We start from the raw sequence: 16,896 nt of genomic DNA on the forward strand, positions 1-16,896 counted from the left end.
CAGTCGGGCTTCGGTGCGCATGCTCGAGACATCTAGTTGACCCAGTCACTCGGGGCTAAGACCGGCCCCAAGCGTCTGGGCCAAACTAGCTGCTCGACCATAAACGCGCACCTGCGCACCCTATCCAGTCGAGCTGCAGCACTTTGACCTGGTACCCAGTGGGCGCTTCGCCAGGAAATGGGGCGGCCTGCAGCATCGTTTGATAATCCCGCGCGCGTTGCGGGGAATGAAATGCCTTGATCAGGCGCACCGGTTGCTCGGGTTGCGCATGATAGACCACATAGATGAGATGGGCCATGACAAACTCCTATCCTTGGCATACAAAAAGCCGCGACCAGGCGCGGCTTTCTGGGGTCGATCAGCGACGTTTCTCGCGGATACGAGCTGCCTTGCCGCGCAATGCACGCAGATAGTACAGCTTGGCCCGACGAACTTGGCCGTGACGAACGACTTCGATCTTCTCAACACGCGGGGTGTGAAGCGGGAATGTCCGCTCAACGCCGACGCCGCTTGAGATCTTACGAACGGTGTACATGGCGGAAACGCCAACGCCGCGACGCTTGATCACAACACCTTCGAAGATCTGGATACGTTCGCGTTCGCCTTCAACGATCTTGGCGTGAACACGGACGGTATCCCCAGGCCGGAAGTCTGGAATGTCATCGCGTAATTGCGACTTGGTAATGGCTTCGATCAATGGGTTCATAAAACTTTCTCCTTTGGCCGACATTCATGATCGTCCCGATCAGCGGAATACCGTTGTTATGTGAGTTATCACAAGTAAACATTTTAGCATAGCTACTGGGCGGTGTAAAGGCGCAGACGTGTTGTTGTGAAACGTCAACAAGAACCATTCGAGAGGCCAGTGCCGGATCAGTGATGCCAAATAGTCAGTGCGACGCATTTGCCCCGTCTCCCGCATCGGGCTTTTGATCAGCCCGCAGCTGTGCTTCTGCGCGGCGCGTTGCGGCCTCAGTTTTGACCTCACGCAATAGGCGCTGGCCTTCTTTATCCAGCTCAAGGCCTTCGAGCAGGTCCGGTCGCCGGTCGTAGGTGCGCCTTAGTGCTTCCTTCAACCGCCAGTTGGCGATCTTCTGGTGGTCCCCATTTTGCAGCACCGCCGGCACGTCCATCCCGCGATAACTGGCTGGTCGCGTGTATTCTGGATACTCAAGCAGACCGCTGGAAAAACTATCCGTCGGTGCACTTTCTTCGTTGCCTAACACCCCGGGCAGCAGGCGGACGATCGCATCGATCATCACCATCGCGGGCAGTTCCCCACCCGTGACAACAAAATCGCCCAGCGAAAATTCATCGGTGACCAGCGTGCGAATGCGTTCGTCGTAGCCCTCGTAATGACCGCAAATAAAGACAAGGTGGTCTTCAGTCGCTAGTTCAGCGGCAGCTGTCTGATCGAACCGTCGCCCTGCCGGATCAAGCAGAATCACCCGCTTTTTGCCAGGATGCTTCGTCTTCAGGTCATCCATGGCCTCAAACAGCGGCTCCGGCTTCAGCAGCATCCCCGCCCCGCCACCATAAGGCGTGTCGTCAACGTGATGATGCTTATCATGGCTGTACTGGCGAAAATCGGTGGCTTCAAACGCGAGCTTGTCATTCTCCAATGCCTTGCCGATCATACTTTGGGTCAGCGGGGCGAACATGTCTGGAAAAAGTGTCAACACATCAATCCGCATCGTCGATCAACCCCGCTGGTACGTCCACATGCGCCGTTTTCGTGGCCAGATCGATGGTCAAAACAACCGACTGGATGAACGGCAATAAGATATCCGTTTTGCCAGGCCGCGGAATCACCCACACATCATTGGCACCCGGGCTCAGGATCTCGCTGACCTGGCCCAGCGTCGCCCCTGCCTGGTCGATCACCGTCAGCCCGATCAGATCCCGGTAAAAATACTCCCCGTCTGCCAGGGCATCGCGGCTTTCATCGGCCGTGCTGAGCGTGCAGCCCTTGAGCGCTTCGGCGGCCGTCATGTCGGTGATCTCCGCAAATGTCACGAGCAAGGTCCCCTTTTGCGGCCGCGCACCGGTCACGGTCAGTTTTTGCTCCGGCTTGGTGTCCACGTACAGGACACTATTTTTGGCGAAGCGTTGCGCGGGAAAATCCGTGATCGTGATCACTTTCAGTTCTCCGCGAACGCCATGCGTGTTGACGATCTTGCCGACCTTGAAGCGGTTCGTTTCTCCCATGTTGGTCTAATCCTCCTTGTTCCTAGCAAAAAAGCCGGCAAAGGCCGGCTTTTTTAGTTTGCCTCAGAAGCGGTCTGCGGCGCATCCAAGATGTTGAGCCGAATCCGCTTCGCATAAGGCGATTTAACGGCATAGACAATGGTTCTGATCGCCTGAGCGACCCGACCCTGTTTGCCGATCACCCGGCCGACGTCATCTGCGGCGACAGTCAGGTCAAATGCCATGTACTCGCTTGTTTCATGACTCGCGATCACGATGGCATCGGGGTGAGTGACTAATGGCGTCACGATCGTTTTGATCAGCGCTGCGATATCCACAGGCTAGCCCCTTACTTCTTGGTGAAGCGCGCTTCGTGATACTTCTGCATGATGCCCTTGCTCGAAAGCAGGGTGCGTACTGTATCAGAAGGCTGTGCCCCTTTTTGGAGCCATGCGAAGATCGAGTCCTCGTTCAGCTTCAGATCGACCGGTTCGGTCAATGGGTTGTAATAACCGACTTCTTCGATAAAGCGGCCATCACGTGGGAAACGGGAGTCCGCAACGACGACGCGATAAAACGGCTTGCGCTTTGAACCCATTCGCTTCAAACGAATTTTTACTGCCATTAAGTCCACCTCCTGTAAATTTCTCAACTTCAAAATAATAGCAAACATCATGCCAAGTGTAAAGAGTTTTTTCTTTACAACCCAGCTCGATCACTGAGATTTGAAATTACGTGCGTTCTTGAGCCGCTTTTTCTTGTTCTTCTTGGTCTGGCGCACCATCCGGTTCATCGCCATTTTGCCCAACCGGCCCTGAACGCCGTTGCCCATCATGCCTTCCATTCCGGAAAAGTTGCCCTTGTACATCTGGGTCATCATTTTCTTGGACTGATTGAACTGCTTGATCATCCGGTTGACCTCGACGATCGGGCGGCCGGACCCAGCGGCGATGCGGCGCCGGCGCGACGGATTCAGCAGATCTGGATCTTCGCGTTCCTTGGCCGTCATCGAATAGACGATCGCCTTCATGTGGTCGATGTCTTTAGGATTCATCTGAAAATTCTTCAGTGCTGGATTGTTGGCCATGCCGGGGATCATCTTGATGATGTCCTCGAAATTACCCATCCCCGCCACTTGGTCCATCTGATCCAAAAAGTCATTGAAGTCGAAGGTGTTCGTCCGCATCTTTTCAGCGACTTCGGCGGCCTGTTTTTGGTCATAGTTCTTCTGGGCCTTGTCGATCAGGGTCAGCATGTCCCCCATGCCGAGGATTCGATTGGCCATGCGATCTGGATAAAAGACATCCAGCGCATCCATTTTTTCACCTTGACCGATGAACTTGATCGGCTTGCCGGTCACCTGGCGAATAGACAGCGCGGCCCCACCACGGGTATCGCCATCCAACTTGGTCAAAACAACGCCGGTGATATCGAGTCGATCATTAAAGCCCTGGGCCACTTCGGTCGCGGCTTGTCCAGTCATACTATCGACGACCAGCAGAATCTCATCCGGATGTGCCGATTCCTTGATGTTGGCCAACTCGGTCATCAGCTTCTCATCGATCTGCAGGCGGCCCGCCGTATCGATGATCACGTAATCGTTATGCTGCAGGGCCGCTTGAGCGAGTCCTTGCCGCACGATCTCGACTGGATCGGTATCCACGCCCATGTCAAAAACAGGGACGCTGAGTTGCTCCCCGATCGTTTTCAACTGGTCGACCGCAGCCGGCCGGTAAATATCCGCGGCGATCAAAAGCGGCCGCGCCTTTTCATTTTCCTTGAGATAATTGGACAGCTTGCCGACCGTCGTTGTTTTCCCAGCCCCTTGCAAGCCGACCATCATGATGATCGTCGGAATGTGCGGCGACTTGTTCAGCGGCACCGCGGCCTCGCCCATGGTCTTGGTCAGCTCATCATTGACGATTTTGATGATCTGTTGGGCTGGCGTCAGGCTATCGAGGACCTCCGCGCCCAGGGCCTGTTCGCGCACCGTTTTGATGAAGTCTTTGACCACGCCAAAATTAACGTCGGCTTCAAGTAACGCCAGGCGAATCTCGCGCATCGCGGTGCGAACATCGTCTTCTGAGACCTTGCCTTTTCGGCGCAGGCCGGAGAACGCCTTTTGCAGACGCTCAGATAATCCTTCAAATGCCATATTTTCCTCCTATTTCAACGGGCCGCTTGATCGGCGACACGGGTCAACAGCGCACTGATGGTGTGATCATCCGGATAAGTCTCATGGACGTACCGGACAAGGGCATCGACCGCCTGATTTTGCGCCTGGTAATTCGCGAGCAGGTGCAACTTCTCTTCGTAATCTTCCAGACTCGCTTCTGTGCGCCGGATATTATCATACACCGCTTGGCGCGAGACATCGAATTCCGTCGCGATCTCGCCCAACGAATAATCATCGCCATAGTAAAGCGCCAGGTAACTGTGCTGCTTATCCGTCAGCAATGCCCCGTAAAACTCGAACAGCGAATTCATGCGGTTGTTTTTTTCGATCTCCATGCCATTGTCCCCTCATTTTAGCTTCTTACAAAGCATACTGAACTGCCCGCACGCCGTCAATGGTGCCAGAGGCGGAGCAGCAGGCAAAAAAACAGAGCTGAGGCAATTTGCTCGCCTAGCTCCGTCTTATATTCTCAATTGATCTGCATCACGTGGTCTGAGGTGATCACGCCGCAGCAGGTGCCTTCTTTTCACGGCCCAAAATGATCTGTGCGACCACCAGGACGATGTAGAAGATCAGCACGTAAAGCAGCCAAGGGCCGATCTTTACGGAGCTGTCCACCCAGTACTTCTGCCAGGCCGTGTTGCTGAAGACCCAGTAGAAGATCGCCAGTAAGATCGTGGTCAGCGCGTTCAAGATCGCGAAGAACCACAGATTGCCATTTTCGTGGTTATGCACGTAAATGCCAGAAAAGACGACGTTCCACAGCCCCCATCCGCACGCGGCGGCGATGACGGCCCAGTACAAAATCGTTGCGACCATAAAATTTCCCTCCAATTCATTCCTTTCTCATTCTAACACGCATGTAAGCGCAATACATCACAAAAAAGGCCTGGAAGTGAAAATTAACAGGAAAGCAGGCGCTCAGCGGCATGGTGCTGACCAACTGCTGGAAAAGTCCCGGAATCAGCGACTACGAGAGAAACAAATGGTCGATGGAAGCGGGCTTAAAGTCACTTGTCCGCTCTACTGCGGTCGCCAGCCGTTTCTGGCCGCCGCCCACCCGCACGCTAACTGTCAACTAGCGCGTCAGCACGTCATTCGAACTTAAAGCGGGTCGTCCTGATGGTTCGGCGAGTCCTTGGGATTGACGACCGGCTTGTCCGCCTCGCGCGCGCGGCGCTTGTCGGGATCGATCAGATCCTTGAACAGTCCATACGCAAACTTGTTTGGATCAAATACCTGCAGATCATCCATCTGCTCCCCGAGCCCGACCAATTTGACCGGCACATGCAGGTCATTGCGAATGGCCAGCACGATGCCGCCTTTCCCGGATCCATCCAGCTTCGTCAACACGATGCCGGTGACCTGAGTGGTCTGATTGAATTCCTTGGCCTGACTCAATGCATTTTGCCCAGTGGTCGCATCCAGTACCAGCAATGTTTCCTGAGGGGCATCCGGCAATTCGCGGACGATCACGCGGCGAATCTTGTCCAGCTCATTCATCAAGTTGACTTTGTTCTGCAGGCGTCCAGCTGTGTCGACCAACAAGACATCGACTTGCTCATCCTTGGCGCGGCGGACCGCATCGAAAATGACGGATGCCGGATCACTGCCGGCACTGGAAGCCACCACCGGCACACCATCCCGGCGGCCCCATTCTTGGAGCTGCTCGATCGCGCCTGCACGGAAGGTATCCCCGGCCGCCAGCAGGACTGACTTGCCCTGTTCCTTCAATTGATGCGCGAGCTTGCCGATCGTCGTGGTCTTGCCGGCGCCGTTAACGCCGACGAAGAGAAACACGGTCGGGCCCTCAGCTGCATAATGCAGCGTATTGTCTTCTCCCTCACCGGCCTCGCCATAGAGATCGACCAATTTTTGAACAATGGTCTGTGCGACCGCGGCCGGTTTCTGGGCATTTTGCAGTTTGACTTCTTCGCGGAGCTCCTCTGTGAGTTGCTCGGCGGTGGCAAAACCGACATCCGCCTCGATCAGCATTTCTTCAAGGTCATCAAAGAAATCCTCGTCGACCGTGCGAAAATTGGCAAACAGCGCATTGAGCCGGTCGGCAAAAGACGTTCGACTTTTTTCAAGGCCGGTATCATACTTGGCTTCTTCTGTCGTCTCTGGCTTGCCACCACCAAAGGCCTGCTTGATTCGATCAAATAATCCCATTATTGCGCCTCCTCATGATTGACCTGGTCCAAACTGACTGCGACCATCTTGGATACCCCAGATTCTTGCATCGTCACCCCATACAGCATATTCGCGGCGAGCATCGTCCCGCGGCGATGCGTGATGACGATGAACTGCGTGTCGCTGGCATAGTGGCGCAGGAACTCGCCAAAACGGTTCACATTGACCTCGTCCAGGCTTGCTTCCACCTCATCGAGAATGGAAAACGGCACCGGGCGCACCTGCAAGATGGCAAAGAGCAAAACGATCGCCGTCAGCGCACGTTCCCCGCCGGATAAAAGCGAGAGCCGGCTCAGTTTTTTGCCAGGCGGCTCGGCCGCGATCTCGATGCCGGTGTTCAACAAGTCGTCCGGATCCGTCAACGACAGATGCGCATGGCCGCCGCCGAACATCTTCGGGAAGATCTCCTTGAAGGCCGCGTTGGTCTTGTCGAATATCTCCTTGAAGCGCCCCTTCACCTCTTCGTCGAGCTCCCCCATGGTGGCAAGCAATTGGTCCTTGGCAAGATTCAGGTCACCTTGTTGCTTGACCAGAAAATCGAACCGGGTCTTGACGTTGTCATATTCGGTGATGGCATTCGGGTTCACCGGACCAAGATCATCGATGCCGCGTTTCAGTAGCTTCAATTGACTCCGCAGCGTCGGCAGGTCCGCCGGCGTCAGTTTCGTGTCAGCCAGGGCCGCCTCATAGGTCAGCTGGTAATCCTCGGCCAGCGTTGTCAGGCGGTTGTCGATATTGATCTTGATCCGATTCAGGGACACGCTTTGTTGCTCTTGTTCGGTCAGTGCAGTGTGCTGCTGGGTATAGGCCGTGGTGATCTGGGCCGAGACCTGACTGAGTTCGCCGCGATTGGCCGCCTTGGTCTTCGTCAAATCGTCCTGGTTGGCCTTCATGGTCGCCAGCGAGGCTTTCAGGTCACTGATCGTTTTTTGCCGATCTTCTTTATCCTGGGCGCTTTGTGTGGCGCCTTTGGTGATCGCCGCAATGCGCGCAGTCAATTGATCGACTGTTTGCTTCGCCTGAACGCGATTTTCTTGCCATTGCGCGAGCTGCTGGGCCGTGGTCTTGTGATCACTGGCTAATAAGGCTGCGCGCGTCTTGAGCTGTGTCAACGCCGCCTGTTGATCAGCCGCTGAACTGCTGGCAGCGGCCACTTGCGCCTTGAGCGTTTCGATCAGCTGATCACCGGCCTTGACCGCCGCATCGGCCTGCGCAGACGCCTCTTGCGCTGCGGCCAAGCGACCGGCCAGATCTTGACCGCCATCCGCTGATAACGCGGTGGCCTGCGTCTGACGATCCAGTTGCGTCAGCTGACTCTGTTGCGCCGCAAGCTGGGCATCGCTGCCTTCAACCTTGGCCGCCGCATCGCTGGCCGCCTCCTGCAGCGCTTGGCGTTGTTGCTGCGCGGTGCCCAATGCCTCATGGGCCTCTTTTTGTTTTTGCTGCTGGGCCTTCAGCGCGTCGACCATTTGCCGGAGTTGGGCCTTCAGTTCGGTGACTTCCTGGTTACGGGCCAGTGGCGAGCTCCCAGTCTGTTTGACCTGGCCCCCTGTCATCGACCCCCCCGGATTGATCAGGTCGCCTTCGAGGGTGACGATGCGATAGCGGTGGCCACTCACATTGGCTAGGGCGATCGCCGCGTCCATGTCCTGGGCCACGACGAGGCTGCCCATCAGGTTAGCCATCACATTTTCCAATCGTGGGTCGTAGCTGACAAGGTCCTTGGCCACGCCAATGAAGCCGTTGCGTCCGACCAGCGCCTGTTGCACATTGGCTGGCAACGGTCGGGGCCGTATCACGCTAAGCGGTAAAAAAGTGGCCCGGCCACTTCGCGTTTTTTTCAAATAGGCGATCGCGTTTTTCGCGGCGGTCTCATCTTCGGTGATAATCGCCTGGAGGTTGGCTCCCAGTGCGATATCCAGCGCCTGCTGATAGGCGGCCGGCACGGTCACCAATTCGGCGACTGCCCCGATCACACCGGTCAGCGTCGCCTTTTGCTTCAAGACCACGCGCACACCGGCGAAAAAGCCAGCGTAGTCTTCCTTCAACTCCTGCAGCGTCTCATAACGGGACTTGGCGCGCTGAAAAAGACTGTAGCCCTTCTGGTACCGGTCGCTGATGTCCGCGTAGTCGCGTTGCAGGCTCGCCGCTTGATTCTCGGCAGCGGCCAGCGCCGCTTGAGCCTGTTTTTTCGCGTCGCGGTCGGCAGTGTTTTGCGCCGTCAGCGCGTTGACTTGCGCCTGCTGGGCCGCAAGCTGGGTCCGCAGATCATTGAGCCGGGCCGTGGCCGCCGCATTTTGGTTCTCGGCAAGCTGTTGGTCCTTTTGAATGCTGGCGACGTCATTGGCGGCGCGGGCCTGTTGCTGAAGCAGGTCGATGTAATCCGCACGCGCGCTTTCAAGCTGCGCCTGCAGTTGGGCTGGGGTAGCCGCCGCTTGCGTTTGCGCGTCAAGCTGGGCGGCCACTTGTTTTGCCGCCTGATCGTTTTCCGTCTGGTGGGCGGTCAGTTCTTTGATCTTCTCAGCAGCTGCCGCGAGCTGATCCCGCGCGGCTTGTTCGCGCTCGCGCAGATCGCTGAGGGTCGCTTCGGCATTGGTCGCACGCTCCGCCGACAGATTGGCCTCGCCGGTCAGACTCTCAAGCTTCATTGAGGCGCTCAGGATGGCATCGTTCAGCGCCGTCAATTGCGCCTCATACGTCTGATCCGCGGCCGTCAATTTTTCCGAGCGGTCTTCCAAATGGGCGATCTTGCTTGTCAGGGCGGTGACGGTCTGCTTTGTGATCGTCGCATCGGCGTCGGTCTGGCTGCGCTCAGCCGCCAGTTGGGCGATCTCAAGCGCCAACAGTGCCTGGTGGCTGGCGTGATAGTCCCCGGACAAGCGTTCATAATCGCGCGCCAAGGAGGCCTGCTCAGCCAGCGGTGCGACTTGGCGCTGCAACTCACTGACAATGTCGCTGACCCGAGCCAAATTATCGTCAGTCGTCTGCAGTTCGTGCTCGGCCTTCAATTTTTGCTGCTTATACTTGAAAACACCAGCGGCCTCTTCCAGAATCCCGCGACGGTCCTGAGGCTTGCTATTAAAGATTGCCTCCACGCGGCCCTGAGAAATAAAGGAAAAACTTTCCTTACCCAGACCCGAGTCCATGAAGAGGTCCACAATATCCTTCAGCCGGACCTGCTGATTATTGATCAGAAATTCCGATTCGCCATCACGATAAAGCCGGCGACAGACTGTGACCGTCGCCGGCTGTTCTTTGAGATAGCCATCTGAATTGTCGAACGTCATGAGCACTTCGGCCCGGTTGAGCGGCGGGCGCGTGGCGGTACCGGCAAAAATGACGTCCCCCATTTTCTCGCCGCGCAGGCTCTTGGCGCTTTGCTCCCCCAGCGTCCACCTGATCGCCTCGGTGATGTTGCTTTTCCCGCTGCCGTTTGGGCCAACGATACCGGTCAGGCCAGGGACAAAATCGATCTCGGTCTTATCGGCAAATGATTTGAAGCCATTGATCACAAGGTGCGTTAACTGCATAAAAGGTCTCTCATTTCACTTGGCTTTGAGCGTGGTCAGCGCATCTTGCGCCGCCGCTTGTTCAGCCGCTTTTTTACTACGTCCACTGCCACTGCCGAGGATCTTGCCATCCACAGCGACTTCAACGGAAAAACTGCGATCATTCGCCGGGCCACTTTCCGAAAGCAGCCGGTATTCGATCGCGACCTCGCCGCCTTGCTGGACAAATTCCTGTAATTCCGTCTTATGATCCATGTCCGCCGCAAATTCGCCAGCATCGATCTTTGGAAAGATCACCTGCTCCGCAAACTTGATGACGGCGCCGCGCCCCTGATCAAGATACAACGCGCCATTGAAGGCCTCAAACAGATCTTCAAGCAGCGTCTTGCGCTTGCGAGCGCCTGCCGCCTCTTCGCCTTTGCCGAGCTTGATGTACTGGTCAAAGTGCGCTTCCTTGGAAAACGCCGAGAAGCTCTTGGTCTGCACGATCGCCGCCCGCATTCGGGTCAATTTGCCCTCGGGCTGGTCCGGGTAATGGCGGTAGATGTAATCCGAGACCGTCAGCTCAAGCACCGCATCGCCGAGAAATTCAAGCCGCTCGTTATCCTTAAGGCCGAGTTCTTTATGTTCGTTGACGTAAGATGAATGCGTGAAGGCCTCATCCAAGATCGCCAAATTCTTAAACTCGACGCCGTACCGTTGTCTCAACTCGCTGACAAACTCTGAAGCGACCATATTTTCCTCCTTGAAAGTTCCCACTGCCTAGTAATTAGTCTATTTTATTATACAAGAGCTGACACAAAAAGGCACCCGCAATTGCGAGTGCCTTTTAGACCTAGAATTACTTCGAGGTAACGGAGACATCAGCCCAGCTAGAGGTCGGCTGAAGGCTAAGCCCCTTAACACGGTTGGTCACAGCATACAGATCCTTGATGTAAAGGGTCGGGATGACGTAGGCCTGATCGTGCATGTACTGCTGCCACTGATGGAACTGATCGATCCGGTAATCCGTATCGAAGGCCTTGTCGCTGTTCATGTTCTTCAGCAATTCGGTGTTCTTAGCAGTGACGAAGCGTTCCCAGTTGAATGGTGCCGCTTCGGAGTACAGATCATCCTGGGAAGGTTCTCTGGACATGGACCAGCCAGAATCATACATATCAACGTTAGACGCGTCGTTCATGACCGCATCCTGCCATGCGTTAGCATCCATTGGCTTGCCGCCGGTGTAGACAACGTGCAGACCGATCTTCTTCCATGCCTGCATGTAAGTCTTGTTCATCAGCTCGGTGTTCTGGTTGCCAGAAATGGTTGCCCAGTTGATGGTCAGCTTCGAGCCATCTGGGTTCGTCCGGTAGCCGTCTTTGCCCTTCTTGTAGCCTGCCTTGTCAAGGAGATCTTCAGCCTTCTTCAAGCTGTAAGGATATGCCTTGATGGAGCTGTCACTCCACTTGCCAAATGCAGGCGGAATGAGGGTCGCAAGTTGCGAGCCGGTGTCTGGATAGAGCTTTTCAGCCACGCCCTTGACGTTCATTGCGTAAGCGATCGCAAGACGAAGACTCTTGTTGTTCATCTTCGCGTCCTTGTTCATCACGTTCTTGCCGGTCTTGGAGTCCCACTTGCCGACCTTGAAGCCCATGTATGAATAGGAAAGCGGATCTTTGCCAATGACGGTGACCTTGTCAGAGTCCTTGACCTTCGCATAAGAGGTCGGTCCGATGGCAAGCATGTCGTACTTGGCGGCAGCTGCGGCGGTCGGTGCCTGGTTAGGCGAAACAACTTCGAAGGTGATCTTCGCAAGCTGCGGCTTCTTGCCGTAGTAATACTCGTTTGGTACGAACTCAGCAGACTGACCAGAAACGAGTTTGGTCATCTTGTATGGGCCGTAGAAGATCGGGTTCTTACGAATCTGATCAGAGGAAATGAGCTTGTTGAAGGCGATGCCCTTCAGGTAGTGATAAGGAACAGCACTTTCCCAGATAAAGCCGTTACCAGAAGTGTTCATGCCAGGCTTCATCTGCTTGAAGTGAATAACGACCTTCAAGCCGTCATCGCCATCAGGCATCTCGATCCCGGAAATGGTCTTTGCGGTGCCTGCGTGGTATTCCGCCATGCCGACAATGTTCTGCAAAGACTCGGTGTAACGCTGGCTCTGAGTACCCTTGTTGGCGATGATCTCGTAGGCGTATTCAACGTCTTTTGCGACCAAGGACTTGCCATCGGACCACTTCACCTTAGGATTGATCGTGATGGTCGCCGTCTTCGCGTCATCGTCCAACTTGATGTCAGCCGCGCCGCCCTTAACAAAGGCGTAGCTATCATCAACTTTGAACAGGCTTTCGTTGGCGAACTGAATGACATCGGAGTCAACCGCGTCAACGGAAAGTTCGTTAGAGAAGATCCCGGTGAACGGAGAAGCTGACTGCTCGCCATACTTGAAGGTTGCGCCAGAAACGCTCTTCTTGTTGTTTGTCGTATACGGCTTGATCTTGGACGTATCAGCGTTTGAGCTGGTCGTCTTTTTGCTGCTTGAGCTATTGCTACCACAAGCCGCAAGTGTTACGGCCGCGATGCTGGTAAACATCAGCGTGCCGATAACTTTCGCTTTATTCATTGCCAAACCCCCTAAAATTTGAGCAACTTACTAGAAACTCGTTCGCTTCTTTGCTCCTGTGACTATGATGATACATTATGAGAAAACGATTGTAAAGCTTAAATTTCGCTCAGAATACAATTAAATTCAGAAATCGGTCATCAGGTCCGCTGACGGGCATCTGCGGCGCGGCGAATCGCGTTACCGAAGAAGCTGATCGACAGGGCCAACACCATGATCAACAGCGATGCTGGCAGCCAGACCCACGGATAGGCCGTGATGATATCTGGGTCGTTCGCATAGGCAATCATCGTCCCCAAGGATGGCGTGTCAGGCGGCAGCCCGAAGCCAAGGTAGGACAGCCCCACTTCGAGCCCGATGTTCCCAGCGATGCCCAAAGTCAGATCCGTGATGATCATGGACGAGATATTCGGAATCAGCTCACGCCACATGATCGTAAAATTAGAAGTCCCTGACGTTTTCGAAGCCGCGATATAATCTCGACTGGCCTGGGAGAAAATGAGCGAGCGCATGAGTCGCGTCGTCCCCATCCACCCAAAGGCCGAAATGATCAGGACCAAGGTGACAGCGTTGTAGTGCGTCGTGATTTTCACGAGCAAGATGATGACCAGGGTTGTCGGGATGATCATGAAGAAATCAACGATACGCATCACAACATTGTCGAGGATGCCGCCAAAATACCCACAGATCGTCCCAACGATCAGGCCGATGAATTCGGTGATCAAGGTGACCGAGACCCCGATCAAGATCGAGTTACGACCGCCGAGCATCAGGTAGTTCCAGACATCACGGCCCGATGGATCGGCGCCGAGAATGTGGCCATCTTGGCCCGGGGCAAGGAAGCGATCCAGCAAGGAGGCTTCGGTGACCTTATCCTGGTTGAGCAGACTGCCCCAAACAGTGATTCCGATCAGCAAGGTGGCGGCAATGACCAAGGAGATCATCGCGACTTTATCATGGCGCAATTCACGCCAGATGACCTTGAAGCCAGAGGGTGTCTCGGACATTGTATTCGCGTTTGTTTCTACAGCATCGACCATATTTTTGTTTTCCATCGTCGATCCCCCCTTACTCGATCCGGATCCGCGGATCCACGATCGACATGATGATATCGGAAAGCAAGTTCCCCATCAGTGTCATCAGCCCGAACAACAAGGTCAGCGAGGTGATGATCGGATAGTCGTTGCTGTTCATCGAATCGATGAACAACTTCCCCATCCCAGGATAGGAGAAGACGTTTTCGATGAAGACCGACCCACCGATCAAACCGGTGATGGTATTCCCCATGAACGCCGCGATCGGCAGCAGGGAGTTCCGCAAAATGTGGCGGTCAAAGACGATGCGTTCCGGCACCCCTTTGGCACGCGCGGTCCGCGTGAAGTCTTCCTGCGTGTTATCGATGATCCCAGACCGCAGATACTGGATGATCCCAGTAGTCGAGATCACGGAGGACAAAATGGCTGGCAGGATCATATGGTAAATACGGCTGAAGAACTTGGCGAGCAAGCCGTCAGCGGCGATCGAGATCGAACCAGTGGTTGGGAACCAGCCGAGCTGGTAACCGAAGAGCCACAGACCAAGCAGGTAGAAAACAAAGCCTGGGATGGCAATAATGGCAAATGCGTAAAAGGAGATCCCGCCGTCAATATGGGTGCCCTGGTAGCGGCCGGCCAAAACGCCAAGCGGCACCGCGATCAGATACGTCAGCAAAACGGAGAACAGCGACAGCCAAATAGTGTTGCCGGCACGTTCAGCGATCAAGTTGATGACCGGAACCTTGTAGGCATAAGACATGCCAAGGTCGCCGTGCAAAATGTTGCCGATCCAGCGGAAATATTGAACAGGTAATGGATCCAGCAACCCTAATTCCTTTTTAATGGCCTGAATCTGATTGAGGTCCATTTGCGGTGAGAGCTTCCCTGAACCGGTGAATGGATCCCCTGGCATCAGTTTGGCCAAGAAGAAAACGATCAGTGACAAAATGATGATCTGCGGGACCATGATGAGGACCCGTCGGATAATTGTCTTCCACATTACGCAAGGCCCCCCTTCAGCTTTTCGAGCTCCGAATCCGGCAGTGCGACTTGATGCGTGGCAGAGATCTGCTTCAGATCCAGGACACGGCCGTTTTCATTGTAGTAACGCGACTCCTCATCGCGATAGATGTGCTCGACTTCTTTGCGATGCGCCAGATCCGCTTCCCGAGTGGCTGGTGACATGCTTGGAATCGCTGACAAAAGACGTTGCGTGTAGATATGTAATGGATCCTTGTAGATATCTTCACGCGTGCCGATCTCAACGAACCGGCCGCGAGTCATGATCGCCATGTTTTTGCACATATGCTTCACGACACCAAGGTCATGTGAGATGAACAAATAGGAAATGTTATATTCCCGCTGAATCTGCTTCATGAAGTTCAGCACCTGCGCCTGCACGGACAGATCCAGGGCGGAAACAGGTTCATCGGCGACGATCAGCTTCGGGTTCGTGGAAACGGCCCGGGCGATGCCGATACGCTGACGCTGGCCACCTGAGAACTCGAATGGGTATTTGTACATCGAGTCCGCCGGCATCCCAACAATATCCAGCAGTTCACCGACGCGTTTGCGTTCCTCGGTATCGGACATCCGTTCAAAATTGCGAATCGGCTCCGCGATGATGTCGCGGATACGCTTTTTCGGATTCAGACTCGACAAAGAGTCCTGGAAGATCATCTGGACATCTTTGTTGTAGTGAATCTTGCTCCGATTGCTCTTTTTGGTGATGTCGACGCCTTTGTAGATGATCTGGCCGCTGGTCGGCTTTTCAAGGCCGACGACCGCTTTGCCGATCGTGGACTTCCCTGAGCCGGATTCCCCGATCAGCCCGTAAGTCTCGCCTTCTTCAATATCGAAGTTGACCCCATCGACGGCGTACACATAATCCGTGACTCGATTAAAGAAACCGGAGCGAATCGGGTAGTGGATCTTTAAATTCTTGATCTCGATCATTGCCATGTGCTGCTCACCCCTCCGTTTGCGCCGTTAACGTGGATTCTGGTTCGTCCCTGAAATGGAAATGCTTATAGCAGGTGCACTGAACAAAATGGTTCGGCCCTACTTCATGCATTGTCGGATGCGCTTCATGCGCCTCTTCTGGAATCCACGGAATCCGCTTGGCAAAGCGGCATGTGTCGACTTGCATTTCCTTCAAGGTCGGCACCACCCCATCGATGACATACAGTTCATCATCATCGGAATCGGCCTGTGGCATCGACCGCAGAAGACTCCGTGTGTACGGATGGGTCGGATGCTGGAAAATGTCGTAGACGCTGCCTGTTTCGACCAGTTGCCCCGCATACATCACGGCCACCCGGTCCGCTGTTTCGGCCACGACCCCAAGATCATGCGTGATCAGGATGATGCCGGAATGCGTCTCTTTTTGAATCTGCTTGAGCAAGTCGAGAATCTGGGCCTGAATGGTCACATCCAGCGCGGTGGTCGGCTCGTCGGCGATGATGATCGGCGGCTTGCAGGCGATCGCAATGGCGATGACAACACGCTGCCGCATCCCACCGGACAACTCATGCGGATACTGGCGGAAAACACGTGGCGGGTTTGGAATGCCGACCTGGTCGAGCAGCTCGAGGACACGCTTTTCACGATCCTCTTTGTTGAGCTTTGTATGATAGACCAAGGTCTCGGCGATCTGATCGCCGATGCGCATCAGCGGGTTCAGCGCCGCCAACGGATCCTGGAAGATCATGCCGATATCATTGCCGCGAATGCGGTTATAGATCGGCTCGTTTAAGCCCACCAGATTCAGGTCGCTGTACAAAATGTCCCCAGTCACCTTGGCATTGGTCGGGTTATGCAACCCGATGATGCTGGTGGCCAGTGTACTTTTCCCTGAGCCTGATTCACCCACGATCGCGAGCACCTCGTCCTTTTTCAAGGTCAAGTTGACATCATCGACCGCATCGTAAAAATCGTCCCCGACACGAAATGCAGTGTGCAGATGCTGGATATCTAAAAGCAGATCCCCTGGCTTATCCACAGTGATTCCCCCTTTTTCCATCAAATCCCGACCAGATCTTAATGATGAGAGCCAGATTAGACTTCAAATGAATTTATGATTCATTATATATAAGGCCCTGCGGATATGCAAGTTAAGTTCGCGATTGCCGCGCGGTTTTTATCAAATATTCGTGGCAAAAAAATAGCAGTTCGCAGGCCAGAAAA

Annotated in this window: 15 protein-coding genes and 2 pseudogenes; all 17 read right to left on the reverse strand. The window is 54.7% G+C overall.

Features of this window, described 5'->3' with window-relative positions; translation table 11 throughout:
- Positions 1-85: 85 nt before the first annotated feature.
- Positions 86-298, reverse strand: coding sequence for a hypothetical protein (locus JUE67_RS10210; RefSeq protein ID WP_203637149.1), 213 nt, complete (start codon positions 296-298; stop codon positions 86-88).
- A 60-nt stretch (positions 299-358) separates the two neighbouring features.
- Positions 359-706, reverse strand: coding sequence for a 50S ribosomal protein L19 (gene rplS, locus JUE67_RS10215; RefSeq protein ID WP_125696414.1), 348 nt, complete (start codon positions 704-706; stop codon positions 359-361).
- A gap of 184 nt (positions 707-890) precedes the next feature.
- Positions 891-1,694: a tRNA (guanosine(37)-N1)-methyltransferase TrmD gene (trmD, locus tag JUE67_RS10220; RefSeq protein WP_203628165.1), complete on the reverse strand. Its 804-nt coding sequence runs from the start codon at positions 1,692-1,694 to the stop codon at positions 891-893.
- On the reverse strand, positions 1,684-2,208 hold the full coding sequence (rimM, locus tag JUE67_RS10225; protein WP_203628164.1) for a ribosome maturation factor RimM: 525 nt from the start codon (positions 2,206-2,208) through the stop codon (positions 1,684-1,686). The genes trmD and rimM overlap by 11 nt, the downstream gene beginning before the upstream one ends.
- A gap of 53 nt (positions 2,209-2,261) precedes the next feature.
- Positions 2,262-2,525: a KH domain-containing protein gene (locus JUE67_RS10230; RefSeq protein ID WP_125696417.1), complete on the reverse strand. Its 264-nt coding sequence runs from the start codon at positions 2,523-2,525 to the stop codon at positions 2,262-2,264.
- Between the two features lie 11 nt (positions 2,526-2,536).
- Complete coding sequence (rpsP, locus tag JUE67_RS10235) at positions 2,537-2,812, reverse strand: 30S ribosomal protein S16 (protein ID WP_203628163.1); 276 nt, start codon at positions 2,810-2,812, stop codon at positions 2,537-2,539.
- Between the two features lie 90 nt (positions 2,813-2,902).
- A complete protein-coding gene (gene ffh, locus JUE67_RS10240) occupies positions 2,903-4,342 on the reverse strand; it encodes a signal recognition particle protein (RefSeq protein ID WP_203637147.1) in 1,440 nt (479 codons plus the stop codon).
- Positions 4,343-4,356: 14 nt separating this feature from the next.
- A complete protein-coding gene (locus JUE67_RS10245; RefSeq protein WP_125696420.1) occupies positions 4,357-4,698 on the reverse strand; it encodes a putative DNA-binding protein in 342 nt (113 codons plus the stop codon).
- Between the two features lie 166 nt (positions 4,699-4,864).
- Entirely contained in the window at positions 4,865-5,182 is a 318-nt protein-coding gene (locus JUE67_RS10250) for a hypothetical protein (protein WP_125696421.1), read from the reverse strand.
- 372 nt (positions 5,183-5,554) lie between these two features.
- A pseudogene (ftsY, locus tag JUE67_RS10255) lies at positions 5,555-6,535 on the reverse strand (signal recognition particle-docking protein FtsY); the annotation flags it as partial.
- On the reverse strand, positions 6,535-10,086 hold the full coding sequence (smc, locus tag JUE67_RS10260) for a chromosome segregation protein SMC (protein ID WP_203628160.1): 3,552 nt from the start codon (positions 10,084-10,086) through the stop codon (positions 6,535-6,537). The gene smc and the pseudogene ftsY, both read right to left, overlap by 1 nt.
- Before the next feature lie 15 nt (positions 10,087-10,101).
- A complete protein-coding gene (gene rnc / locus JUE67_RS10265) occupies positions 10,102-10,800 on the reverse strand; it encodes a ribonuclease III (protein WP_203628159.1) in 699 nt (232 codons plus the stop codon).
- Between the two features lie 106 nt (positions 10,801-10,906).
- Entirely contained in the window at positions 10,907-12,676 is a 1,770-nt protein-coding gene (locus tag JUE67_RS10270) for an oligopeptide ABC transporter substrate-binding protein (protein ID WP_203628158.1), read from the reverse strand.
- 140 nt (positions 12,677-12,816) lie between these two features.
- Positions 12,817-13,716 (reverse strand): ABC transporter permease, encoded by a 900-nt coding sequence (locus JUE67_RS10275; protein ID WP_203628173.1) that lies wholly within the window; start codon positions 13,714-13,716, stop codon positions 12,817-12,819.
- Positions 13,717-13,744: 28 nt separating this feature from the next.
- Positions 13,745-14,710 (reverse strand): ABC transporter permease, encoded by a 966-nt coding sequence (locus JUE67_RS10280; RefSeq protein ID WP_203637148.1) that lies wholly within the window; start codon positions 14,708-14,710, stop codon positions 13,745-13,747.
- Between the two features lie 184 nt (positions 14,711-14,894).
- Positions 14,895-15,672 (reverse strand): annotated as a pseudogene (locus tag JUE67_RS10285) (ATP-binding cassette domain-containing protein); the annotation flags it as partial.
- Between the two features lie 7 nt (positions 15,673-15,679).
- Positions 15,680-16,711 (reverse strand): ABC transporter ATP-binding protein, encoded by a 1,032-nt coding sequence (locus tag JUE67_RS10290; protein WP_125696429.1) that lies wholly within the window; start codon positions 16,709-16,711, stop codon positions 15,680-15,682.
- Positions 16,712-16,896 lie beyond the last annotated feature (185 nt).

Source organism: Lacticaseibacillus mingshuiensis, from assembly GCF_016861785.1.
Lineage (GTDB): Bacteria > Bacillota > Bacilli > Lactobacillales > Lactobacillaceae > Lacticaseibacillus > Lacticaseibacillus mingshuiensis.

Coding starts and splice junctions, on each gene's coding strand:
- JUE67_RS10210 (WP_203637149.1), bottom strand. CDS start 298: ATGGCCCATCTCATCTATGTGGTCTATCATGCGCAACCCGAGCAACCG.
- rplS (WP_125696414.1), bottom strand. CDS start 706: ATGAACCCATTGATCGAAGCCATTACCAAGTCGCAATTACGCGATGAC.
- trmD (WP_203628165.1), bottom strand. CDS start 1,694: ATGCGGATTGATGTGTTGACACTTTTTCCAGACATGTTCGCCCCGCTG.
- rimM (WP_203628164.1), bottom strand. CDS start 2,208: ATGGGAGAAACGAACCGCTTCAAGGTCGGCAAGATCGTCAACACGCAT.
- rpsP (WP_203628163.1), bottom strand. CDS start 2,812: ATGGCAGTAAAAATTCGTTTGAAGCGAATGGGTTCAAAGCGCAAGCCG.
- ffh (WP_203637147.1), bottom strand. CDS start 4,342: ATGGCATTTGAAGGATTATCTGAGCGTCTGCAAAAGGCGTTCTCCGGC.
- JUE67_RS10245 (WP_125696420.1), bottom strand. CDS start 4,698: ATGGAGATCGAAAAAAACAACCGCATGAATTCGCTGTTCGAGTTTTAC.
- JUE67_RS10250 (WP_125696421.1), bottom strand. CDS start 5,182: ATGGTCGCAACGATTTTGTACTGGGCCGTCATCGCCGCCGCGTGCGGA.
- smc (WP_203628160.1), bottom strand. CDS start 10,086: ATGCAGTTAACGCACCTTGTGATCAATGGCTTCAAATCATTTGCCGAT.
- rnc (WP_203628159.1), bottom strand. CDS start 10,800: ATGGTCGCTTCAGAGTTTGTCAGCGAGTTGAGACAACGGTACGGCGTC.
- JUE67_RS10270 (WP_203628158.1), bottom strand. CDS start 12,676: ATGAATAAAGCGAAAGTTATCGGCACGCTGATGTTTACCAGCATCGCG.
- JUE67_RS10275 (WP_203628173.1), bottom strand. CDS start 13,716: ATGGTCGATGCTGTAGAAACAAACGCGAATACAATGTCCGAGACACCC.
- JUE67_RS10280 (WP_203637148.1), bottom strand. CDS start 14,710: ATGTGGAAGACAATTATCCGACGGGTCCTCATCATGGTCCCGCAGATC.